Source organism: Corynebacterium sp. PCR 32, from assembly GCF_037464985.1.
In the GTDB taxonomy this organism is placed as follows: Bacteria; Actinomycetota; Actinomycetes; order Mycobacteriales; family Mycobacteriaceae; genus Corynebacterium; species Corynebacterium kroppenstedtii_D.
Genome location: NZ_JBAHVL010000001.1, coordinates 596,352 through 619,566, shown reverse-complemented (window position 1 = coordinate 619,566; position 23,215 = coordinate 596,352). Strand labels below are relative to the sequence as shown.

General features: G+C 54.2%; 19 protein-coding genes. 4 read left to right on the top strand and 15 right to left on the bottom strand.

The window, feature by feature from the left end:
* Nucleotides 1-38: 38 nt before the first annotated feature.
* From thyX to V5S80_RS02590, 5 genes are all read right to left on the bottom strand, one after another.
* Nucleotides 39-809 (bottom strand): FAD-dependent thymidylate synthase, encoded by a 771-nt coding sequence (thyX, locus tag V5S80_RS02610; RefSeq protein WP_395169173.1) that lies wholly within the window; start codon nt 807-809, stop codon nt 39-41.
* Complete coding sequence (gene dapB / locus V5S80_RS02605; RefSeq protein WP_395169430.1) at nt 810-1,562, bottom strand: 4-hydroxy-tetrahydrodipicolinate reductase; 753 nt, start codon at nt 1,560-1,562, stop codon at nt 810-812.
* Nucleotides 1,563-1,937: 375 nt separating this feature from the next.
* Complete coding sequence (locus V5S80_RS02600) at nt 1,938-4,220, bottom strand: polyribonucleotide nucleotidyltransferase (RefSeq protein WP_395169172.1); 2,283 nt, start codon at nt 4,218-4,220, stop codon at nt 1,938-1,940.
* A 333-nt stretch (nt 4,221-4,553) separates the two neighbouring features.
* On the bottom strand, nt 4,554-4,823 hold the full coding sequence (gene rpsO / locus V5S80_RS02595) for a 30S ribosomal protein S15 (protein WP_395169171.1): 270 nt from the start codon (nt 4,821-4,823) through the stop codon (nt 4,554-4,556).
* A 276-nt stretch (nt 4,824-5,099) separates the two neighbouring features.
* Entirely contained in the window at nt 5,100-6,071 is a 972-nt protein-coding gene (locus V5S80_RS02590; protein ID WP_395169170.1) for a bifunctional riboflavin kinase/FAD synthetase, read from the bottom strand.
* A gap of 253 nt (nt 6,072-6,324) precedes the next feature.
* Between V5S80_RS02590 and V5S80_RS02585 the strand changes: the two genes are divergently transcribed.
* Complete coding sequence (locus tag V5S80_RS02585; protein WP_395169429.1) at nt 6,325-7,365, top strand: tRNA pseudouridine synthase B; 1,041 nt, start codon at nt 6,325-6,327, stop codon at nt 7,363-7,365.
* Between the two features lie 69 nt (nt 7,366-7,434).
* On the opposite strand, the gene V5S80_RS02580 is transcribed toward V5S80_RS02585, so the two are convergent.
* The 8 genes from V5S80_RS02580 to rimP all read right to left on the bottom strand — a co-directional run bounded on the left by V5S80_RS02580 (nt 7,435) and on the right by rimP (nt 16,875).
* Nucleotides 7,435-8,319 (bottom strand): 4'-phosphopantetheinyl transferase, encoded by an 885-nt coding sequence (locus V5S80_RS02580; protein ID WP_395169169.1) that lies wholly within the window; start codon nt 8,317-8,319, stop codon nt 7,435-7,437.
* A complete protein-coding gene (locus tag V5S80_RS02575) occupies nt 8,316-9,680 on the bottom strand; it encodes an MATE family efflux transporter (protein ID WP_395169168.1) in 1,365 nt (454 codons plus the stop codon). Before V5S80_RS02575 ends, V5S80_RS02580 begins: the two co-directional genes overlap by 4 nt.
* Nucleotides 9,677-10,729 carry a bifunctional oligoribonuclease/PAP phosphatase NrnA gene (locus V5S80_RS02570; protein WP_395169167.1) on the bottom strand — a complete coding sequence of 351 codons (1,053 nt, stop codon included), beginning with the start codon at nt 10,727-10,729 and terminating at the stop codon, nt 9,677-9,679. Before V5S80_RS02570 ends, V5S80_RS02575 begins: the two co-directional genes overlap by 4 nt.
* On the bottom strand, nt 10,716-11,186 hold the full coding sequence (rbfA, locus tag V5S80_RS02565) for a 30S ribosome-binding factor RbfA (RefSeq protein WP_395169166.1): 471 nt from the start codon (nt 11,184-11,186) through the stop codon (nt 10,716-10,718). Before rbfA ends, V5S80_RS02570 begins: the two co-directional genes overlap by 14 nt.
* Before the next feature lie 124 nt (nt 11,187-11,310).
* Nucleotides 11,311-14,442 carry a translation initiation factor IF-2 gene (infB, locus tag V5S80_RS02560; protein ID WP_395169165.1) on the bottom strand — a complete coding sequence of 1,044 codons (3,132 nt, stop codon included), beginning with the start codon at nt 14,440-14,442 and terminating at the stop codon, nt 11,311-11,313.
* Between the two features lie 220 nt (nt 14,443-14,662).
* Nucleotides 14,663-14,965 carry a YlxR family protein gene (locus tag V5S80_RS02555; protein WP_395169428.1) on the bottom strand — a complete coding sequence of 101 codons (303 nt, stop codon included), beginning with the start codon at nt 14,963-14,965 and terminating at the stop codon, nt 14,663-14,665.
* 268 nt (nt 14,966-15,233) lie between these two features.
* A complete protein-coding gene (gene nusA / locus V5S80_RS02550; RefSeq protein ID WP_395169164.1) occupies nt 15,234-16,220 on the bottom strand; it encodes a transcription termination factor NusA in 987 nt (328 codons plus the stop codon).
* 112 nt (nt 16,221-16,332) lie between these two features.
* Nucleotides 16,333-16,875 carry a ribosome maturation factor RimP gene (rimP, locus tag V5S80_RS02545; RefSeq protein ID WP_395169163.1) on the bottom strand — a complete coding sequence of 181 codons (543 nt, stop codon included), beginning with the start codon at nt 16,873-16,875 and terminating at the stop codon, nt 16,333-16,335.
* 73 nt (nt 16,876-16,948) lie between these two features.
* Between rimP and V5S80_RS02540 the strand changes: the two genes are divergently transcribed.
* Nucleotides 16,949-18,094 carry a DUF4439 domain-containing protein gene (locus V5S80_RS02540; RefSeq protein WP_395169162.1) on the top strand — a complete coding sequence of 382 codons (1,146 nt, stop codon included), beginning with the start codon at nt 16,949-16,951 and terminating at the stop codon, nt 18,092-18,094.
* A gap of 76 nt (nt 18,095-18,170) precedes the next feature.
* On the opposite strand, the gene V5S80_RS02535 is transcribed toward V5S80_RS02540, so the two are convergent.
* Nucleotides 18,171-19,955, bottom strand: coding sequence for a proline--tRNA ligase (locus tag V5S80_RS02535; protein WP_395169161.1), 1,785 nt, complete (start codon nt 19,953-19,955; stop codon nt 18,171-18,173).
* A 382-nt stretch (nt 19,956-20,337) separates the two neighbouring features.
* On the opposite strand from V5S80_RS02535, the gene V5S80_RS02530 reads away from it, so the two are divergent.
* Nucleotides 20,338-21,426 (top strand): inositol-3-phosphate synthase, encoded by a 1,089-nt coding sequence (locus V5S80_RS02530; RefSeq protein WP_395169160.1) that lies wholly within the window; start codon nt 20,338-20,340, stop codon nt 21,424-21,426.
* A gap of 9 nt (nt 21,427-21,435) precedes the next feature.
* Nucleotides 21,436-22,365 (top strand): YaaA family protein, encoded by a 930-nt coding sequence (locus V5S80_RS02525; RefSeq protein WP_395169159.1) that lies wholly within the window; start codon nt 21,436-21,438, stop codon nt 22,363-22,365.
* A 20-nt stretch (nt 22,366-22,385) separates the two neighbouring features.
* Here the strand turns inward: V5S80_RS02525 and cobA are convergent, their stop codons facing one another.
* Nucleotides 22,386-23,180 (bottom strand): uroporphyrinogen-III C-methyltransferase, encoded by a 795-nt coding sequence (gene cobA / locus V5S80_RS02520; protein WP_395169158.1) that lies wholly within the window; start codon nt 23,178-23,180, stop codon nt 22,386-22,388.
* Nucleotides 23,181-23,215 lie beyond the last annotated feature (35 nt).

Sequence of the window (23,215 nt, the reverse complement as noted above, 5' to 3'; positions counted from 1 at the left end):
ATCGGTCAAGGGTACCCAAGGACGACGTCCACAAACAACTAGCTTTCACTTACGAACGGACTTGTCGCAACCCTCGAACCATCACTCAATGTCGTCACCGAAAAATCACCAAACGCATGAGGCGACACCGAACGAAGCTGCTCGAGAACGGCAATCGCTAATTGACGAACCTCACGGTCAGCATTTTCACTGGCTCGCATACCGATAAAATGACGCCACGTACGAAAATTCCCGGTCACCACCACACGAGTCTCTGCCGCCGACGGCAGAATAGCCTTCGCAGCCTGCCGCGCTTGCTTACGCCGTAACAATGCGTTCACTCGGCCCGCGGTATCCTCCGATGTCTTCTTTTCAATACTATTGAGGAGTTCTGAAAAAGTCTCTCGCGCTACGTCACACGCCTCAAGAAACAACGCTGCTAATTCTTGATCATCCGCAATCTCTGCAGGAATAACAACGTCGATGTCTTCATTCGGAGTAAAACGCTGCGACAACTGGGAAAAAGACAAATGGCGATGCCGCATAAACTCATGAGCACACCCTTGAGACAGACCCCGTATATAAAACGTCGCCGTCGGATGCTCCAATAGAGCCGTATGCCCCACTTCCATAATATGTCGAATATACGACTCGTTCGATGCTGTATGCGGATTCGGTCGATCCCATGTTTCATAACAAGCACGGCCTGCAAACTCGATAAGCGAATCCGCATCCGATGAATCTTTCACGAAGCCAAGGTCGATCGACTCGGGAAGACTAAACGACGTGTGACCAATGAGGAATAGCTCAAAAGGCTTATATACTGCCATCTACAGCCCCAGGAATGAAGACAAACCAACGGTCAAACCCGGGTTCTCGGATACCTTCCGTACCCCAAGGAATACACCGGGAACAAACGACGTACGATCATATGAATCCTGACGAATTATCAAACTCTGCCCTTGAGAACCAAGGATAACAGCCTCATGCGCGACGGCACCGCTCATTCGAACTGCATGCACTGGAATACCATCCACCAACGCGCCACGAGCCCCGTCTAAAGACTGCTCAGTGGCATCAGGCTGATCAGAACACTGCGCGTGTTCTCGCGCACGCGCAATAGCCCGCGCAGTATGGATCGCTGTACCTGATGGTGCATCCTTTTTGCCTGGATGATGCATCTCGATAACCTCAGCGGAATCAAAATACGGAGCCGCAATCTCAGCTAACTTCTCGGTCAAAACCGCGGAAATTGCAAAATTCGGAGCAACCAATACACCAGTGTCAGGAGATTCCATTAACCATTCACGCACTTGGTCATACCGTTCATCTGTCCAGCCGGTCGTTCCCACCACGGCATGGATCCGATGCTTCACAAGAAATTCGACATTCCCCATCACCGCACCCGGAGACGTGAAATCAATAGCCACCTCAGCCTCTGATTCCACCAACATATCGAGAGAATCATTCCGCCCTATTGTCGCGACAAGCTCAAGATCAGGCTCCTTATCAAACGCCGCAACGAGGGTCCTGCCGACATTCCCCGAAGCACCAATAACACCCACTTTACGTGGTGAACGCATTTCTTCTCCCGTCGTTGTTTTCGCATGCATCATCATGCCTACGGCCACCCGCGTCATTCATCCTGATAGCGGCGGCCAATACCAGGTTGAGGTCAGTCTACGCTGACCGTCCTTTACTCTAATCACCCCTCGTCTCGATGGACACCGCTGATGCCCCTTCCCTACCTCGCATCACACCATACTTGCACATAACCGCGAACACCGAGACGGCACACCTCGCCGCCTGCCCATCACCATGCAACGCAGTGATTACCGCCGCGAATCACTGACCATCATCTGCCGTTCATCCCGGGCATGAGCACCGAGCTATAAACACCAAGTCACCACGGCACACGCAAACGTGTGCCGTGGTGACTTTTCTAGACAATGGCGTACTTAGTCCTCCACGGGAACTAAAGAGATCTTCCCACGGTTGTCGATATCAGCAATCTCTACCTGTATCTTGTCACCAACGTTGACAACATCCTCAACCTTTTCGATGCGCTTTTTCCCGCCCAACTTCGAGATATGCACAAGGCCATCACGATTAGGCAAGATCGACACAAACGCACCAAAAGCTGTGGTCTTCACCACGGTGCCCAGGAAGCGCTCCCCGACCTTCGGTAACTGGGGATTTGCGATCTCATTGATACGCTCAACCGCTGCGTCAGCAGACCCACCCGATGTCGCCGAGATAAACACAGTTCCATCGTCCTCGATAGAAACACGCGCGCCCGTCTCTTCAGTGATCTGGTTAATGTTCTTGCCCTTCGGGCCGATAACCTCACCAATCTTAGAAACAGGAACCGTGATCGTCGTGATACGAGGAGCATAATCGCTCATAGGGTCCGGCTCATCGATGACCTCAGCCATCGTGTTCAAAATTTCGAGACGAGCATCTCGAGCCTGCTTAAGCGCCCCTACAAGAACGTTCGATGGGATTCCGTCTAACTTCGTATCTAGCTGAAGTGCCGTAATGAAATCTTCAGTTCCGGCAACCTTGAAATCCATATCGCCGAAAGCATCTTCCGCCCCGAGGATGTCTGTCAGAGTTACATAACTCATCTTGCCGTCTACCTCACCGGACACAAGACCCATCGCGATGCCTGCAACCGGTGCCTTTAATGGTACACCTGCGTTATACAGCGACAATGTCGAGGCACACACAGATCCCATCGAGGTTGAACCATTCGATCCCAATGCTTCAGACACTTGGCGAATCGTGTACGGGAAGTCATCACGCGACGGAATCATCGGCGTCAAAGCGCGCTCCGCCAACGCACCATGTCCAATTTCACGGCGCTTCGGGGACCCAACACGACCAGTCTCGCCGGTGGAGTACGGCGGGAAATTGTAGTGGTGAATATAACGACGGTGATCCACCGGCCCCAGTGAGTCAACCTGCTGCTCCATCTTGAGCGTATCCAACGTCGTAACGCCAAGGATCTGAGTTTCGCCGCGCTGGAATAAAGATGACCCATGCGCACGCGGAACAAGATCAACTTCAACATCGAGATCGCGGATATCCTCGACACCACGACCATCGATACGGAATCCATCTGCCAAAATACGAGAGCGAACAACATCCTTCGTCACAGCGTTGTGAGCTGCACGGATCTCAGCCTCACGTTCAGGGAATTCGTCGCTGAGGTTCTCGACTGTTTCATCCATATCTGATGCGAGAGCCTCATCACGCTCCTGCTTATCAGCAATCGACATAATATCGCTGATACGCCCCTTGGATTCAGTCTCAACAGCTGCGCAGACATCGGCACCATACGGTGGGAAGAGCGGGAATTCTTCGACGGCCGGGTCCACTGCCTCACGGAGAGCTTGCTGTGCGCCACACAGTTCAGCAATGAAAGGCTTCGCGGCCTCAATACCGTTGGCCACCACCGACTCCGTTGGAGCAGGAGCACCATCATTAACACGGTCGACAACACTGTCCGTTGCCCCCGCCTCTACCATCATGATAGCGACATTATCGATATTCTTTCGTGGGCTCGCTTTACGCCCCCGACGGCGCCCCTTCCGTGGAGCCTCAGACGGCTGATCGCCAGTCAAACGACCTGCAACGACCATCTCAAACACAGCAGAGTCGCTTTGCTCACGAGTCGGGAAAGCCACCCACTGTCCATCAGTATGGTCTTCATCAACAATGAGCGCCATCCGAACGCCACCGACAGGACCAGACACGGGAAGACCCGCCAACTGTGTCGATGCTGATGCCGCATTAATCGCAACAACGTCGTACATGTCTTTCGGATCTAACGACATGACAGTGACAATGACCTGAACCTCGTTACGTAGGCCCTTGACAAACGTCGGGCGGAGAGGACGGTCAATTAAACGACACGCCAGAATTGCATCAGTTCCTGGACGACCTTCACGGCGAAAGAAAGAACCGGGAATACGTCCCGCTGCATACATGCGCTCTTCCACATCAACAGTCAACGGGAAGAAATCGAACCCCTCACGGGGCTTAGACGATGCGGTCGTCGTCGACAACATCATGGTCTCATCATCGAGATACGCGACCACAGAACCATTTGCCTGACGGGCCAACTGGCCAGTTTCTAAACGGATGGTGCGTGAACCAAAGTCACCGTTATCAATGGTGGCTTCAACAGAATGAGTACCAAACTCTTCGTCATAAAAAACGGAGTGATTATTGGTCATAAAAAGGGGAATCCGTCCTTCTCTATCGGTGCCCCGGGCGATCATCGGTGTCGCCAACGAGAAAACTCTTTTTTATTTATCTTCAGGCACACTCATACTAGCAGGCAAAGCTCGTGCCAGCAGGTCGAGTGGCCTGCGGACGTAACCGTGTACCGTTGTTCTCCCCCACAACGGCTCGCCAAAGAGACAAAAACTCGGCCTCACCACACAGTGACAGGCCGAGTTGCGTCAGCTTCCTTTTTCGCAACAGTGCCCATGATCAGCGGTTCTACCACCAACGATCCACTACCACGTAGGAAATTAATAAGAACCACGCAGAGCGCGTGGCCCCGATTAACGACGAAGACCCAAGCGGGCAATCAAGTTACGGTAACGGTCGACATCATTGGCAGCCAAGTACTTCAGCAGACGCTTACGACGACCAACCAACAGCATCAAACCACGACGGGAGTGATGATCGTGCTTGTGCTCACGAAGGTGCTCCGTCAGCTGACGGATCCGCTCGGTCAGCAGAGCGACCTGAGCCTCGGTAGAACCCGTGTCAGTCTCGTGGAGACCAAACTCGGACAGAATGCTTTTCTTCTTCTCAGCAGACAAAGCCACAGGAATACTCCTAAGAAAATTGAGATCGTTTTTTCAGTCCGTATCAACCAGATTGCAAACAACAGCAACAACCCGCATCCGCACCTGCCTTACTCCACATTCTCCGAGCCGTCACGCATGACTGAACTACGGATCCACAGGAGCGACAAAGACTGCCCATAACTGCAACGGACCACAGTTAATACCCAGCGAGACTACCATATGTTCTCAAGCAGTCGAAATAGCGCTACTCTGCCCACACCTCACCCGTGCTGGCGGCCAGCCTGCGCTACCACCCTAGTCGCCGGTACGCTGCGTCATCATCCTCACACAATCAACATCGCGGCGCATCGCTGCGAGAAGGTCATCAATACCCTCGAATTTCTCCATTGAGCGAAGGTAATCAATAAATTCAACACGCGCATACAAACCATACAAATCAGCGTTTTTATCAAGCACAAAAGCTTCCACTGAACGGCGGTTATCGTTGAATGTCGGGTTCATCCCCACAGAAATAGCCGCCGGGTATTTCACCCCTGGATCCATATCTCCATCAACATCCACGTCGGACTCAATGGTCAGCCACCCTGCGTACACACCGTCCGCCGGTAAGGCGCGCTCAGCACCGACATATAGATTCGCCGTCGGGAAGCCCAGTTCACGCCCACCCCGACCCGCACCATGTTCCACCTCACCGGAGACAGAATAGGCACGTCCCAATGCCCTCCCCGCCTCAATAACGTTGCCACAGTCAAGCTGTGAACGAATATACGTTGACGACACCGTGTGACCATCCTCAGCAAAAAGCGGAACAATCTCGACGTCACATCCATACCTCGGGCCCTCAGCCGCCAAAGTATGCGACGTCCCCGCTGCCTTGTGACCAAACGTAAAATTCTCCCCCACAACGACACCTACCGCATGAAGAAGACCAACAAGAACCTGCTCAATGTAATCCGTCGGGCTCAACGCTGCCAGGCTTCGCGTGAAATCAACGGTGAGAAAATAATCCACACCAAGTTCGTCAGCCCAGCGCTGACGTTCGTCTAGAGTTCCCAACAAACGGGGGGTTCGTTCAGGCGCAAAAACCTTAACTGGATGGGGCTCAAAGGTCATGAGGACACACGGAACACCTAATTCACGCGCACGACGAACTGCTGTACTAATGAGGCGCCGGTGCCCCCGATGAACGCCATCAAATACACCAATCGTGACGACGGATGCATCGAGAAACTGAGGTATGTCATCCAATCCGTGCCAAATATCCACGTGGGATAGAGTACGTCACACAACTAGGTTGCGCGATATCCCCTCAGACTTATCCACGGAACGTCCACTAGGGAAGTCCTAGGATCCACAACGTAATCAGGCTCTGCTGTGCAGCATCGGTTATTCTAGACCCGTGACTGCCCCCGAGGACCCAGGCCACCCGCACACCCCCCTGACGCTTTCCCACACTTCCTCCACAACGGAGAAGCCTCAACGCCCATTCAGCCATGCACCAGCCGCCCAACAATCATCAATACTCGACCGGTCAGGAATCGTCATCGTCGACAAGCCCGCCGGATTGACCAGCCACGATGTAGTAGCCCAGATGCGCCGGTTGATGCGAACACGCAAGATCGGACACGCTGGAACCCTAGATCCGGCGGCAACGGGCGTCCTCATTATCGGCGTCGAACGTGGCACCAAGTTCATGGCACACATGGTTTCCGATACTAAGTCTTACGATGCCACTATCAGATTAGGATTTGCTACAACCACCGACGACGCAGAAGGCAACCCCATCCCCTACTCAAACGCTGCCCCCTGTCCCTTTCCACCAAACGGTAGACCCCAATCCATCATCGACACCTCCACCCAGAGAAGACTGAAATTACTAGCCTTAGAACCCGACCGTATCGACCTTGCCCGAACCCGCCTTACAGGGACTATCATGCAGCGTCCCAGCAGCGTGAGCGCTATCAAGGTCAACGGCCGCCGCGCTTATGACCTCACCCGCGCTGGGGAGGACATTATGCTTCCCGAGCGGCCCGTTACAATCTTCAGATTCGACATTCACCACATCACGGAAGCCTCAATCAACGATGGAACATCGTCTACTGTCCTTGACCTCACTGTTTCCATCGATTGCTCATCAGGAACCTACATCCGCGCCCTCGCACGAGATTTAGGCGATGCACTTGGCGTCGGCGGACACCTGACGGCACTACGCCGTACTCGCGTGGGATCCTTCACCCTCACACAAGCCAAAACACTGGAACAACTACAGGAAGAACAATCAGCAGCAGCCAAGCAAAACACGAGACCACAATCCCATGGTGAGCCTGCACGAGCATCACTGAGCTATTCCTTGGATGACGCCATCATCCACTCTTTCCCCACCCGCCAACTCACCCACACCGAGGCCACCGCCGTATCCATGGGCAAACGCATCTCCGCATCAGGCACCGACGGAACATATGCGGGAATATCACCTGATGGTCGTGCTATAGCTCTGATGAGAGAGCATCATGGAGTAGCAACCACGGTCTTCGTTGCCCGACCAGCAACCTTAAGATAAGTGCGCCCCTGCACCATCAATGGAAACACAGCAATCCATCGACACCAGCACCATGCACGCACACCACGTTCACACGACCCAGGTGCCGGTCACAACATATCCCGCGACGATCGCCCATCGCCCCTCGATTGTTGGCAGTCTCGGGACCACCCCCACATCAGAGTCAATATGGGCAACAAAAGAACCATCACAGCGAAGCTCAATAACCGCCTGAGAAAAATCCAGGAAGACACCAACTACCGGAAACCACGACTTATACACCGACTCTTTCGCCGAAAAAATCACAGTCCCCACTAATGCATTCACATCAGAGTCAGAACACGACAGTCCCGACCCCGTTCCACATCTCCCCATTACGACCCCGACCTGATCCCGATCACGCGCGGTCAACACAACCTCCCCCACCCCAGAAGGAAGCGGCTGAGCAACCTCAACATCCAGTCCTACAGAAGCAAACAGGGTCCCATCTGCCACCACCGCAGCACGAAAATCCGTCGTGTGCGTCAAAGACCCCACAACACCTTCCGGAAAAACAGGAACCCCCCGCTCGCCTCGAACAATACCCGTCGAACTATGATCGCAACCCGTTAATTCCGACAGTGCCTTCCTGGCACACGCCCGCGTATCAGCAAACTGCGCCCGCCGCACCGCAACAGCACGCTCCACATAAGCTCGCTCCTGAGGACATAACGCATTCCAATTCTCAACACTCACACGGCTCCACGTCGTCCCGCATGACAGTGAACCCCTAGACCCCGCCCTGTCCAGCCCCGACGCCCCCTGAGGCCTTTCACCATGAGACGTCGGCTCGGCAACACGCAACTCCGACCACACACACCCCCGGGGAAAAAACTCCGACGGGATAACCGAGTCATGAACACCCACGGCCACACCCGACGACACACCAAAACCACGCCGTACAGCACCGAATTTCGCCTGAGAACCACCAATCATTGAACACCAACACGAACCCAACCCCCGCGGATAAAACGTAACGCGGTCGTCGCCAAACGAAGAACAAAAAACACGATGAGCCCCCACCACACACCAACAAGACCCCACCCTTGACTCAACGAAATCCACGTCAACGGTAAGAATCCCACTACCGCCGACACCAAGGTGACGTTCCGCAGAAACACCGCATCACCCGCACCAAGCAAGATCCCATCAAGGGCAAACACACAACCACCAAGCAAAACCAACACCACAAGCTGCCACCACGGGCCCGCCATAGCATCCAACACACTTTCCGACTGTGTAAACAGACGCGGCACCCAGAAATACCCAGCCGACATAGCCGCCGCCAACACCAACGACAACAACCCCGACCACCGAATAATCGCACATCCCATCGCCTTAGCAGTCACTGGCCGGCCAGCCCCCAACGCAGCCCCCACAAAAGCCTGCGCAGCAATAGCCAACGAATCTAAAACCATCGTCAGAAAATTCCATAACTGCAACAAAACCTGATGTGCTGCCAACGATGCCGCCCCACAACGCCCAGCCACTGCGGCAGCAGAAATGAACGACAACTGGAAACTTAACGATCGCGCAATCAAATCACGCCCCATCACTAGCTGGGTCTTCATAACCGACCACTCGGGCCTCCACCGATTCGCATACCGCGCATTCTCCCTGATAAGACATACAAGGAAGCAGCATGCCGTAATAGTCTCCCCCGTCACATTCGCCACGGCAGAACCTGAAATGCCACACCGAGAAACCAAAATCGGCACCAACACCAATGCCGGCCCCACACCCGCAAGAGTGAAATACAGCGGATACCGTGCATTCTGTACCGCCCGTAACCACCCATTCCCAGCCATCGTCACCAATGTCAGCGGCACCGCTGGCGATGCAATACGCAGCCACCGCGTTGCTTCACGGGCAACATCAGTGCTCGCAGCCAACCATGCCGTCAGAACCGGCGCCCACAGCCACATCCCCCATGCCAGTGCGATACCGACTATCACAGCAATCCAGGTTGACTGAAGCCCCTCCTCTACCGACTTATCCCGCCTACCGGCACCGAAGAACCGACCCGCACGAGCCGTCGTCCCATACGACAAAAACGTCAGCTGTGTCGTAATCTGAGCAAGAATTGTCGTAGCCGCAGCCAACGCCGCCAAATCAGTCTTTCCCAAGCGACCAACCACCGCGGTATCACACAACAGATAAATCGGTGTGGCCGCCAAAACACCTAACGACGGAAGCGCAATAGATAGGATTCTCCCCACGCTGACTCTTCCGCTCGTCGAGGCATCGTCGGTGTCGGTGCCAGGGGCTTCACCGCAACCACGCTGGTTCTCACTCATCGGCCAGACTTCTCCTCCGCTTCAACAACCCTGTGAAAAACCTCCATGAAATCGCTCTGGCTACCACGCCAGGTCAAGCCGGATGCCCGTGCATGTCCACCGCCTCCAAACTTCTCGGCAACCCGCGCCACATTAACCGCACCACGCGAACGCAACGACACTACGATCTCACCCGGACGGTCACTCTTCAGGACCATCGCAACATCCGCTTCCGACGCCGTCCGAACGGTATCAATGACGGACTCCACATCATGGGTAGCCTCGCCAGGGACAACACCCCACACCAAACCACGGCCATGGACAGCAGACGGCTCATACACCAGAGATACGAGCACAGTCCCCAGCATCCGCAAATATGACACCGAATGATCATCAATTAATGCCGACGCGATGCGCTGCGTATCAATCCCCGTCGACGCCAAACGATCAGCTGTCGAAAACTGATCGGGTCCGCCCCAACGAAAACTCCCTGTATCAGTAACCAACCCCGCATACAGCGATGTCGCCATCATATGATCAATCGGTTCCGAATAGATGTCCAATAGTGAGGCGAGCATGCTCGTGGTTGAATCAGCATTCGGCTCCACCCAGTTAATGCTGCAAAAATTAGTACTCGTCTCGTGGTGATCAATAAGCAACGATCGACCACGCTCCGTGGCAGCATCAACCAGGGCAGCCGCTGCTCCACACCGATCTAGCGATGCTGTATCAACACACACGACGGCACATGGATCCGAGGGGATGTCGTCAAACGGAACATAGAAACGCTCGGTGTCCAACACGGAAAACCTCGATGCTGGAACTCCGCCATCACCATTGACAGCCACCGCAACCCCACCCCACCGGCGAATTAGCTCAACGAGTACACATGCTGATCCGATGGTGTCGGCATCAGGACGAACATGGCTCACCACCACACATGGCTGCAACACATGTTTCGCATACCCATGCACGTGAGAGTCCCGCGCTATGGCGTGCAAGAACGTCCACGCGTCGTAGTCAGTAACTGGCAAACCCCGGGGAATAAACGCGGGATCACAACCACTCATGCGAGCCGCTCTCAGGATCCCTTTCATCACTTAACGTCTTATAGGGGTTTGCATCGCCAGCGGGCGTTGCGCCTTCGGCCTGACGGGCAACCTCCGCATCACGTTTCCGAGCGTGAGCTAATAATTCCTCTAAACGCGCACTCGTTTCGGGAACGGTATCCAACGTAAATGTCAGCGTTGGTGTGAATCGAACACCCAATTGATCCCCGACTGCTTTCCGGAGTTGCCCCCGTGCTCGGTGAAGTGCCTCGGCGGCCTGCTCGAGGTTCGGTTCGTCGTCGAGCCTACGCCCACGAACCGTGTAATACACGGTCGCATCGTGAAGGTCACCAGTCAACTGGGTGTCTGTGATCGTTACGAGCTCCAACCGGCGGTCCTTCACACTGCGTTCAATAGTGCTCGCCACAATAGTTTGAATGCGCTTAGCCATACGGGCAGCGCGAGCCCGGTCAGCCATCAGAAAACTCCCTCCATTGAGTACGTGGAGGGAGTTTACCTGACGACCACTCTTATCACCCGATCAGGAAGCTCTTCAGCTATCACGGGGATGGAAAGCAGTCGGTTGTACACGAACAAACGACCTATTTATTTTTCGGGGACTTCTTGCCCTTGTTGTCGTTTGTTCTGGGCACCTCAACCAGTTCGTAGGCCTCAATCTTGTCGCCCACCGAGATATCCGGGTAGGACAGGACCATGCCGCACTCATAACCGTGCTGAACTTCCTGAACATCGTCTTTTTCCCGACGCAAGGAATTGATGGTTGCTTTTTCAGCAACCACATTACCATCACGAACTAGGCGGACAGTAGCGTTTCGCTTGACGGTTCCCGTCTCAACCATGCAACCTGCGATGAGTCCGACAGCCGAAGCTTTGAAGAGCTGGCGGATCTCGGCAGTACCAAGTTCGCGCTCCTCATAGATCGGCTTGAGCATGCCGCGTAGAGCAGCCTCAATTTCCTCAATCGCTTTGTAGATGACCGAGTAGTATCGAACGTCAACACCTTCAGCATTCGCAGTCTCGGTAGCCTTACCCTCAGCCCGAACGTTGAAGCCTATGATGATGGCCTCAGACGCGGCTGCCAAGTGGACATTCGTCTCAGTCACAGCACCGACGCCACGATCGATGATGTTGAGCTCGACTTCTTCGCCAACATCAAGCTTGAGTAATGCGTCTTCCAGGGCCTCAACAGTACCTGCGTTGTCACCCTTAAGGATGAGGTTGAGGGTACTGGTTTCTTTGAGAACTTTGTCCAGATCCTCGAGGGAAACACGCTTCCGAGATCGCGCTGCCAAGGCGTTACGTCGCCGTGCATCGCGACGATCAGCAATCTGCCGAGCAGTGCGATCATCCTCAACGACCAGGAGATTATCACCAGCACCAGGAACACTGGTGAGCCCCTGAACCTGTACAGGGACGGACGGGCCTGCATTGGCAACGTCACTGCCGTGTTCATCAGTCATTCGGCGGACACGTCCGTGGGCGTCACCCACGACAATGGAATCGCCAACACGCAACGTACCGCGCTGAACAATCACGGTAGCGACGGGCCCACGACCACGGTCGAGGTGTGCCTCGATAGCAACACCCTGAGCATCCATGTCCGGGTTCGCAACAAGCTCAAGCGATGCATCAGCAGTCAGAAGAACTGCTTCAAGCAGCCTGTCAATGTTTTGTCCCTGTTTTGCGGAGATGTCCACGAACATCGTCTCGCCGCCCCACTCCTCTGGAGTGAGACCAAACTCAGTCATTTGGCCACGGATCTTCTCCGGATCTGCACCTTCCTTATCAATCTTGTTGACAGCGACAACGATAGGTACCTCGGCTGCCTTCGCATGGTTAATCGCTTCCACAGTCTGTGGCATGACTCCGTCATCAGCAGCGACGACCAAAATGGCAATGTCAGTCGATCGGGCTCCGCGCGCACGCATAGCAGTAAATGCCTCGTGACCAGGAGTATCGAGGAAGGTCACCAAGCGATCTTCACCATCAAGACCAACCTTGACCTGGTATGCACCGATGTGCTGGGTGATACCACCGGCCTCACCGGAAGCGACATTTTCCTTACGGATTGTATCCAGCAGACGAGTCTTACCGTGATCAACGTGGCCCATCACAGTCACCACCGGAGGACGCTTAGCTAGGTCTTCGACGCCGCCGTCATTCTCACCGAACTGCAGGTCAAAGGATTCGAGGAGTTCACGATCTTCATCCTCAGGGGAGACAACCTGGACTTTGTAGTCCATCTCTTCGCCGAGAAGCATCAGGGTCTCATCGGACACAGATGCGGTTGCAGTAACCATTTCACCCAAGTTGAACAACGCCTGAACCAATGCGGCAGCATCAGCATTAATTTTGTCAGCAAAATCAGCAAGTGAGGCGCCTCGAGCAAGGCGAATGGTCTGACCGTGACCATTAGGAAGCTTAATGCCGCCAACAACGGTCGGCGCCTGCATTGCCTCGTACTCATTCCTCTTCTGCCGCTTCGACTTGCGTCCACGACGAGGAGCTCCACCAGGACGACCGAATGCACCAGCCGTCCCACCACGACGACCTCCACGCCCACTACGGGGACCCGCACCATGCCCGCCGCTAGGGCTACCGTGCCCGCCGCGACCTCGGCCACCACCAAAGTGATTCGAGGATTTCGACGGCATTTGTCCCGGACTTGGATGTGACGGCATCATCGCCGGCGTCGGAGCACTCCCACCACTCTGCTTCGGAGCGCGGTCACTGCGGCCCCCAGGGCGTCCTCGACCACCAGGTTTCGCGTGATTACCCGGTCGCGGAGAATGCTGCTGGCTGCTTCCACGCTGGCCGGGTTTGCCGGATGTTCCACCTGGGCGTGGCATCTCACCACTACGCGACCGTGGCGCGGGTCGCGTACCTGACGAGAATGGGTTATTAGCTACACGAGGTGCCCTCTTGCCTCCTGGCTTTGCACCTGGTTTGACGCCACTCTGCCCGGGTTTCGGCATCGTCCGCTGAGAACGTGCAGCTTGATCGCTGGGTTTAGGGCCTGGTTTTGCAGATGGCTTTACGGCATTCCGTGGTTCTTCAAAGCGCGGCTGACCAGGTTTAGGCGATACCTTGCCGGCTGCCTGCTGGTCAGTTGTGGCCGTGGGTAACGTGGCCGTCTGGTCACCGTCATGGATTGCGTCTTTGTTATCGGCCGAGGCTGTGCGTGGAGCATGGCCACTTCCTGATATATGAGCCGCTGCACCAGGAGTGGGGGCAGCCGAGCGACGTTGCGGTCCTGGCTTCACTGCAGGCTGATGTGTAGACACTGACGTGGAATCGTCAACAGCTGTCGTACGAGATGAGGAGGACGATGACCGTTCTGATAACGAATTTTTAACGACTTTACGAGGCGTACCCGGTTTCGGGCTCTGTCCACCTTTATCCAGCTTCCTATTAGCCACCGAGGCTGGTGATGGAGCCGCAGAAGGATTACGGCGATGAGCTGCAGCTGCTGCCGCTGCTGCAGCTGCTGCCGCAGGATTAGACCTCGGTGACGAGGAACCTGAGGACTTATCAGCCACTCCATAGTATTCCTTCATCTTTTTAACGACGGGAGGTTGAACCGTCGACGACGCGGTCTTGACAAATTCGCCTTGCTCTTCGAGCACGGCGAGAAGCTTTTTACTTGTTAATTTAAGACTGCTGTCTAACTCATTGAGCTGCTTAACGAGCTCATGGACACGAAGCTTTGGCACTACTCTCCTCACTTGTGGAGTCGAGGGCCATCATGCCGCGCCGACTCCGGGGTTAACTATTGACGTTCATCGCTGATGCTTCATCGTGTACTCATCAGTGTTTAGGTCTTCCTTCGTTCAATGGGTCCTACTGAGCGTATGGAGCTCGGATTTTCTCCCTGTGTGACCACTTCGGTACCGTCATGGAAAGAAACATCCACACAGAAACTGTGACGCTAAATTAGGTATCCGCGACAGTGTCTGTCTCCAGCGCCTCGATATAGTCACCTATCTGGCGAGTATCAGCTTGTCCCGATACCCGGAGGGCGCGTTCGAAAGCACGCCGTTGTCGTGCACGCTCAAGGTTATCCATCGTGGGTATTATCCACGCTCCTCGACCCGGCAACGACCGAGTGGGATCAGGAGTAACCACGACTCTTTCATCTCGTAATAAGCCTTCCCGTTGTGCATCATCCTGCTTGAGGACAACACGCAACATGCGTGAATCAGAACACCTCGTACGAGTAGCAATGCATGTGCGCATACGAATGGGTTGTCGCGAACCCTGACGTTGCACTCTCCGCCACACTCCTCACACGATCACTCTGCGTCTCAACTCTAGTTCCTCACCGTCTACCGCGCAGGCAGCGCTGAAGTGAACCACATTATGCGATCCGCAGATTAAAATATTGTCCCGTCAACGCACTACACACAGCTGGATAGGCGTATATAAGCGCGCATCATCGTCCCTTGTATCCAAGGGGCACTAACAGTGTAACGTCACAGCACGCTTTATGCGAACTTACCAGGGTTTATTCAGCATCTGAGTGTATATCGATACGCCACCCCGTAAGGCGCGCAGCAAGACGGGCATTTTGCCCTTCCTTGCCGATGGCAAGAGACAGCTGATAGTCGGGAACCGTCACCCGAGCTACGCGTTCTTCAGCGTCAATGACCTCAACGTTAACTACTTTTGAGGGTGCCAACGAATTACCAACAAAAGCCGCAGGGTCATCATTAAAATCGATGATGTCAATTTTTTCGCCACCAAGCTCATCCATAATCGCACGAACACGCTGGCCACGCGGGCCAATGCATGAGCCTTTCGCATTCACACCATCAATCGTGGAACGCACCGCCACCTTCGACCTATGACCAGCCTCGCGAGCGATAGACACGATCTCCACAGATCCATCAGCAACTTCGGGCACTTCAAGCTCAAACAAGCGATGCACAAACTCAGGATGAGTCCTGGAGATCATGATCTGAACAGCGCGAGGACCACGGTTAACGTTGACCACGTAAAACTTAAGCCGCTTGCCATGTGGATATTTCTCTCCAGGGATCTGCTCAGCCGGCAACAATGTCCCATCATGTCCATGTGCTTCCGTTCCCAGGCGAGCAATAACAATGCCTTTAGCACGAGCAAACGAATCAGCTTCAACGATTCCCGTGACTACCTTCGAGGTCAACGACGCATATTCCTCGTAGGTCTGATCTGCTTCGGCAGCTTGAAGTCGTTCAACCATGGCTTCCCGAACAGTTCCCGCGAAAGACCGTCCAAAGTCAGACGGTGTTTCATCGACCTCCGCAATAACATTGCCATCATCATCTCGCTCCGTGACGACAACAGCGACGTGACCATCATTGGGGTCAACATCGACACGCGCTTCCGACTCACCCCCCATGGATTTCTTCCACGCTTCCAGCAGTGCTTTCGCAATAGTAGCTGTCATGTCATCCACAGACACTCCACGTTCGCGTTCAATCGCGCGCAACGTGCTCAGGTCGATGTTCACTTGTAGCCCTTCAGTTGTCGATCGTGCAACGTTAACTGTCCATAGGCTACTCATTGGTCGTTAGGTCACAAAATATGGCCAATAACGATCACCACGTAGCCACATAGACCAGCTATGATAGTTGATCAAATGATGTATTCGTAAGCACAATCTCTGCTTCCGGCGGAGCGCTAAATTCGACTTCGAGCTTTGCCTCACAAATTTCTCGCAACGGGTAGATACTCACCGACGGCGCCGTTTTCCCAGGGATGATCACCGCAAGCTCGGTCTCAGAACTATCTAATGCCCCAATACGGCCCACGAACGAGGGGACAGTATCGTCACTCATTACAAATGTCGCCACGTGTCCGCGTTGGCGTCGAAAATGACGAGCCGCAACAAGAGGTTCATCAAACCCCGGTGTCGATACCTCCAAACGATATCCTGCACCGAAATTCAATTCCCCAGCCTGCTCAGCAGCATCAAAGACACGTGAAATCGCGTCAGAAACTTCCTCGATCGTGTTCAAATCAGGGCGTTTATCGCCATCGACGCGGATAATGATTGATGACTTCGCGCCCGCTTTCTTAATTTCCACTTTTTCAACATCAAGTCGACGAGGGTCAACGATCGGATGGAGACGCTGCGCAATTTCTTCTGTCGTTGGAAAAGCCATAGAACCAGAATAACGAGTAGGCACCGAGGTCCCTAAACACCTGTGAGACACTAGAACAGTGATGAGGAACCGAATGACTCCCCAGATGGAGGAGACCAGCCATCCAGAACAACCCGTGCAGGTATGTTCACCCCGATCAACCACTACGCCCCTCTCCCGCCGTTCCTTCGTCGGCCGATCAGCTACAGTCGTAGGTGCCATCGGAGGTCTTTCCCTCCTTAGCATGAGTGGCCTTCTTGCCGGATGTGACTTTCACCACCGCACAGAAGACCACACCCTAACCGACCTCTACACGAAGGCCGATACGCTTGCTGCGGAACTCGATTCCTCACAACAGCACGATGCCGCGTTGTTTGTCCACGCTCACGCGGACGCACTTCATCGAGAAATCCAGCGGAAAACAGGAACGACAATTCCTCGACCCAACCATAATGACGCCGCCCACGGCCACAACACCGACAACGACACCGGCGCGCGCAACGATAGAAATCACGGTGGACCACGCAGGGGCGTCGGCATCCCCGACAAGCTGAAAGAATTCCGCTCATCCATTCTCTCAGCGGCCACCGACGCTGATCCACAGCGCAATAACGGAGTTCTTCTCTCGATTGCTGCATCACTGTCCGTGATCACCTCCCAAACATCCTCAGGAGGATCAGAATCACCAAAGTCTACCCCCTCAGTTTCCCCTCGCATTGCATCAGATGCTGCCACGGCAGAGACCGACGACTCATCTCATTCATCTGACAAACATGACCGTCCACGTAAAGCTGATGTCACCGCAATGAACCGCCTCCTTGCGACGGAGTACGAAATTATCTATGGCCTTGGACTTGCCCTCCCCCACGTCGAAACCAAGCTTGCATCCGCCATAGAATCTGCAACAAACAAACATCGCTCCACCCGCGACCGCATTATTTCCTGGTTAAAAAACAGCGCTCATGTCTCCCCCAACGCTATCCCCCTTGCAAATGCCGGATACTCCTTTTCACAGATACCCAAAGACTCAACAAGCGCACAGGATTTCGTTATCAGGCTCGAGCGCTATGCGTGCGCCCACGGCTATGACAGCGGACGGCGCGTGGCACATAGTGCCGCTATAGCCATCCTGTCCTCGATGATGACAAGCTCTGCTGTCGATGCCGCCTACTTCATTAGTACCACGGGAGGACATCCCATGAATGACAGCAGCTTCCACTTGCCTGGCATGGGAACCTAGGAGGACAATACGCCCGATAGACAACTCCGGCTCTGGGCCTAAGCACCGACGTATCCTGCTGTCGTCATTCCTGTGCTCAGTGAACTGCTGATGCTCCGACGAGATCCACAATCTTCCCGGCTGCGTGATCAACCGGGATAACCTCGGTGACACCGCCGATTCGGTGCCGCACCTCAATATTCCCTTCCTTAAATGTACGCCCCAACACCACAACATAAGGCATACCCAGAAGTTCAGAGTCTTTAAATTTGACACCCGGGCTCACCTTAGGACGGTCGTCCAACAAGACATTGAGCCCGTGACCAGAGAGCTCATCAGCCAACGTTGATGCAGCTTCCATGGCTTCTGCATCTTTATTGGCAATAACAATGTGGATCGGGTACGGAGCAATCTCGACTGGCCAACGAAGCCCTTTATCATCATGATATTGCTCAGCCACCACACCAACCAAGCGTGAGATACCCACCCCATAGGAACCCATTGTCGGACGGGAACGCTTCCCATTTTCGTCGAGAACGTCAACATCAAATGCGTTGGTGTACTTTCTCCCGAGCTGAAAAATATGACCAATTTCAATGCCATGCTCCAAGACCAACGTACCCTTGCCGTCTGGCGCAGGATCACCCTCTTTGATTTCGGCAGCTTCGATAGTGCCATCCGGGGTGAAATCACGTCCAACGACCACATCGATACAGTGATACCCCTCTTTACCTGCGCCTGTAATCCACCGCGTACCGGGAGCCACACGCGGATCAACAAGGACAGTTACCCCGTGTTTCGCCATATCGACCGGCCCAACATATCCCTTGGTCAAGAAATCATGAGCGGCAAAATCGTCGACATCAGCAAGAGCCACGTCACTAGGTTCCAATGATGCTTCGAGGCGTTTCACATCTACATCACGGTCGCCCGGAATAGCGACAATCACATACGAGAACTCAGCTTCACTGGGCTTTTTCACCTTAACAACAACGCACTTTAAGGTATCTTCCGCCGTGATCTCACGCCCGAACCTTTCGGCCACATCTTCACAGCTATTTGCCCATTTCACAAGCGTATTAATGCTCGTACAGTCTGGAGATTCACAGATCACCATCGGAGCGACAGCCTCCGCAGTGTCCGGATCGATCACAGGTGCCGGGGTGACGACTGCTTCCACATTTGCCGCATAGTCTGACCCGGTAGACCGGACGAAGGTATCTTCCCCAACTGGGGATACAGCAAGAAACTCCTCCGAGGCCGAACCACCCATAGCACCCGATGTCGCAGCACAAATAGCATAATCCAGACCCAAACGATCGAACATCCGCTGATAAGCTGCCCGATGGTCCCGATAGGATTGTTCTAGCCCCCCGTCTGTCATGTCGAATGAATATGAATCACACATCACGAATTCGCGCCCACGCAAAATACCGGCACGGGGGCGCTCTTCATCCCGATATTTCGTCTGAATCTGGTACAGCGTGACGGGGAAATCCTTGTAGGAGGAATATTCACCTTTTACCGTTTCAGTGAAAATTTCCTCGTGGGTTGGGCCTAACAAGTAATCGCCCTGTTTTCGGTCGTGAAGGCGAAAAAGTGCATCCCCATATTCAGACCAGCGACCGGTAACCTCATATGAATTTCGAGGAAGTAGTGCTGGTAGCACAATTTCTTGTGCTCCCATGCTGTCCATTTCTTCTCGCACTATCCGCTCAATATTCCGCAAAACCCTAAGCCCCAAGGGTAACCACGAATACACGCCGGGCGCGAGACGGCGAATATAACCACCTCGAACAAGGAGTTTATGGCTGGGAACTTCTGCATCTGCAGGATCGTCACGCAAAGTTCGTACAAAGAGAGTGGACATACGGGTAATCATGGGTCGTTACATTACCCCACAGCGACAGTTGAGTCCCGGTGGTGTCCCCGTGACGCCACCCCATATTTCCGGTCCCGATTGGGAGATCCGCCTGCCTCCGCTCCAAGCGCGGTAGTCAAGCTGGCGGCGGGATGTCAAGCAACCCCTGGAAGGAACATCCACAACCCTAGACACACCCGAATAGGGGCATTTATCAAAAAAGGAAAGGAAATATTTTTAATTTTTAAACGGGGAACCCAGCCTGCGTACGGCTGCTTGATCGATCTACTAGAACGATCAACAAACTCGCTGACCGCACCAAATAGGAGAATTTCTGACATTAAAGTGTCGGCTATGTCTGCACACCCGTGCCGAACACCACTACACACCGAGAGGAACACTAATGTCTGACCGAAATCCCATCCGTGTCGCGATCGCCGGCGTGGGAAACTGCGCGTCATCCCTTGTTCAAGGCGTGGAATACTACAAAGATGCCGACCCGGAAAAACCAATCCCCGGCCTCATGCACGTACAATTCGGTGACTATCACGTCGCCGATATTGAATTTGTTGCCGCCTTCGATGTCGACGCAAAGAAAGTCGGATCCGACCTTTCCGAGGCTATTACTGCGTCGGAAAATTGCACAATCAAAATTTGCGACGTCCCCGCCATCGGAGTGACCGTTCAACGCGGCCCAACACATGACGGTCTAGGCCACTACTACACTGACACCATCGAGGAATCACCGGCCGAACCGGTTGATGTCGCCCACGTGCTCCGCGACACCAAGGCTGACATTCTTGTCTCATATTTGCCAGTCGGATCGGAAACAGCCGACAAATACTACGCGCAATGTGCTATCGACGCCGGCGTCGCATTCGTTAACGCCCTCCCCGTTTTCATTGCCTCCGACCCAGAATGGGCCCGGAAATTTACAGATGCCGGACTACCCATTGTCGGGGATGATATTAAATCCCAAGTTGGAGCAACCATTACCCATCGCGTGATGGCGAAACTCTTTGAAGACCGAGGCGTCCGCCTGGACCGCACGATGCAACTCAACGTCGGTGGCAATATGGATTTCAAAAATATGCTGGAGAGACGTCGACTCGAATCTAAGAAGATTTCCAAAACACAAGCTGTGACATCGAACCTCGAGCACACAATGGGTGAGGGCAATGTCCATATCGGCCCCTCGGATTATGTCAGCTGGTTAGACGACCGAAAATGGGCCTATGTGCGACTCGAAGGAACAACATTTGGCGATATTCCCTTGAATCTTGAGTACAAATTAGAGGTTTGGGATTCCCCCAATTCTGCCGGAATCATCATCGACGCCCTCCGCGCCGCAAAGATTGCGAAAGATCGCGGAATCTCAGGACCAGTCGACGCGGCAGCATCGTACCTTATGAAGTCTCCACCGAAACAAGTACGTGACGAGGTTGCTCGCCAACAGTTAGAGGAGTTCATCAGGGGAAACAACGTTAGCTAAGCTTTCCTCATGCTGATAATCCTGCCGCCATCGGAGACAAAATCATTCCCCCACACTGACTCCAGTAGTGACTCACATATCGATGACGCCCGTCACCTCAACGACAGCGACGTTCTCAATCACTGCTGCCGTCAGACAAAGGGCTCGTCCTTGAATTGGGATACCCTGCATTTCCCTTCTCTCACCCCCATCCGGCGCAGCATTGCCCACGACCTCACTCACTTGTGCGACGTCGACAACGATGAAGACAAGGCATATGCCCGAAAAATCCTCGGACTATCAGCACGACTAGATAGGGAACGAGCAGCTAACGCCACACTTCTCACCAACCCAACGGCACCAGCAATCACGGTGTATACCGGTGTCCTGTACGACGCCCTTGCCCCGTCCGGACGGGTGGAAACCGTCACGAAAGCCAACTATCTGTGTTCACCTTGCACACCGCTACCGCTCGTTGCCACTAATCGACTAGCTATAGGATCCGCGTTGTTCGGAATCGTATTAGCCCACGATCTCATCCCCCACTACCGCCTATCGGGAGACGTGGTCTTAGCACAATCCACCATACGACGCAGATGGACAACGACACTTACTGACGCACTTGTTCTATGGCGTGAGCGCCAAGATCCACACTCCAATGCCGTCTTTGATTTTCGCTCAGGACCATACCGGTCACTCGGACCAGTCCCTGGCGCCACAGAGCTCCGCATCGAAGCGGTCGATTCACAAGGAAAACGTGCGATAGTCTCCCATTTCAATAAATTCTATAAGGGTATTGTTGCTCGCCACCTGGCCACAGCTCCAGATTGCAGTCAACGATCCGCTGCGGAACTGTTAGCACATGTAATTGAGGAAAAAGTCGGATTCACTGCTGAGGTTGAACGGGGTATCGTGAAAGGAACACAAGGAGACCTGGTCACCATGCTTATTCCTCGGTAAACCCGGGCGCCGCTTCACTGTTAGCATGAGGTTGTTCGAGGTGCGGCGACATGACCGATCACAATCACCGCGGGGGGCTCGACATTCTGCAAGACCTCCCCCAGTGACGCTAATGTCGTCGCGATCGACCGTTCGTTAGGCGTCGTCCCTTCCTGAGTAATAAGAGCTGGCGTTTCTGGATCGCGACCTGCATCAATCAAGGCACGAGCTATGGCGCCACCGTGTTTCACAGCCATAATGAGGCAAATAGTGCCTGCCATGTGCCCCAACGCCTCCCAGTTGACCAGCGAGGAGGGATGCCCCGGCGGCACATGCCCTGAAACCACCGTAAATTCATGAGTCACACCACGTTGGGTCACCGAAACCCCAGCAGATTCTGGAACAGCGATAGGACTCGTAATACCAGGAACGACGATCACCTGAATCCCGTGATTCTCGCAATAGAGCTGTTCCTCAAGTCCCCGGCCAAAAACGAATGGATCCCCGCCCTTCAAACGGACGACGAATTTCCCCGCACGAGCATGTTCGACGAGCATGGAATTAATAGTGTCCTGAGCAACAGCTTTTTGATACGGCAATTTCGCCACATCGATGACGTCACAATCCTCCGGAATACTCGGTGATAAGTCCGGAGCAAGGTGGTCGAGAAGAATAACCTCAGCCGCACCGACGTACTGATGGCCACGGTACGACACTAACCCTGGGTCGCCTGGGCCACCTCCGACGAGCGCCACCGTTCCACGAAGTTGATCCCGAAGAGATCGGATAGCCCCCGCCGACAACGGCTGTACGGTCACTCGCGGCAATTCGGTCATGACCATCACCTTAGTCAGCCTATCGTCGCCATTGT

What these genes read in the sequence shown, in the direction of transcription:
- thyX (WP_395169173.1), bottom strand. Translation starts at nt 809, where the DNA reads ATGGCAGTATATAAGCCTTTTGAGCTATTCCTCATTGGTCACACGTCG.
- rimP (WP_395169163.1), bottom strand. Translation starts at nt 16,875, where the DNA reads ATGGCTTTTCCAACGACAGAAGAAATTGCGCAGCGTCTCCATCCGATC.
- dapB (WP_395169430.1), bottom strand. Translation starts at nt 1,562, where the DNA reads ATGCGTTCACCACGTAAAGTGGGTGTTATTGGTGCTTCGGGGAATGTC.
- V5S80_RS02600 (WP_395169172.1), bottom strand. Translation starts at nt 4,220, where the DNA reads ATGACCAATAATCACTCCGTTTTTTATGACGAAGAGTTTGGTACTCAT.
- cobA (WP_395169158.1), bottom strand. Translation starts at nt 23,180, where the DNA reads ATGACCGAATTGCCGCGAGTGACCGTACAGCCGTTGTCGGCGGGGGCT.
- V5S80_RS02575 (WP_395169168.1), bottom strand. Translation starts at nt 9,680, where the DNA reads ATGAGTGAGAACCAGCGTGGTTGCGGTGAAGCCCCTGGCACCGACACC.
- V5S80_RS02530 (WP_395169160.1), top strand. Translation starts at nt 20,338, where the DNA reads ATGTCTGACCGAAATCCCATCCGTGTCGCGATCGCCGGCGTGGGAAAC.
- V5S80_RS02580 (WP_395169169.1), bottom strand. Translation starts at nt 8,319, where the DNA reads ATGATTGGTGGTTCTCAGGCGAAATTCGGTGCTGTACGGCGTGGTTTT.
- V5S80_RS02540 (WP_395169162.1), top strand. Translation starts at nt 16,949, where the DNA reads ATGACTCCCCAGATGGAGGAGACCAGCCATCCAGAACAACCCGTGCAG.
- rbfA (WP_395169166.1), bottom strand. Translation starts at nt 11,186, where the DNA reads ATGGCTGACCGGGCTCGCGCTGCCCGTATGGCTAAGCGCATTCAAACT.
- V5S80_RS02525 (WP_395169159.1), top strand. Translation starts at nt 21,436, where the DNA reads ATGCTGATAATCCTGCCGCCATCGGAGACAAAATCATTCCCCCACACT.
- V5S80_RS02555 (WP_395169428.1), bottom strand. Translation starts at nt 14,965, where the DNA reads ATGCGCACATGCATTGCTACTCGTACGAGGTGTTCTGATTCACGCATG.
- V5S80_RS02535 (WP_395169161.1), bottom strand. Translation starts at nt 19,955, where the DNA reads ATGATTACCCGTATGTCCACTCTCTTTGTACGAACTTTGCGTGACGAT.
- V5S80_RS02570 (WP_395169167.1), bottom strand. Translation starts at nt 10,729, where the DNA reads ATGAGTGGTTGTGATCCCGCGTTTATTCCCCGGGGTTTGCCAGTTACT.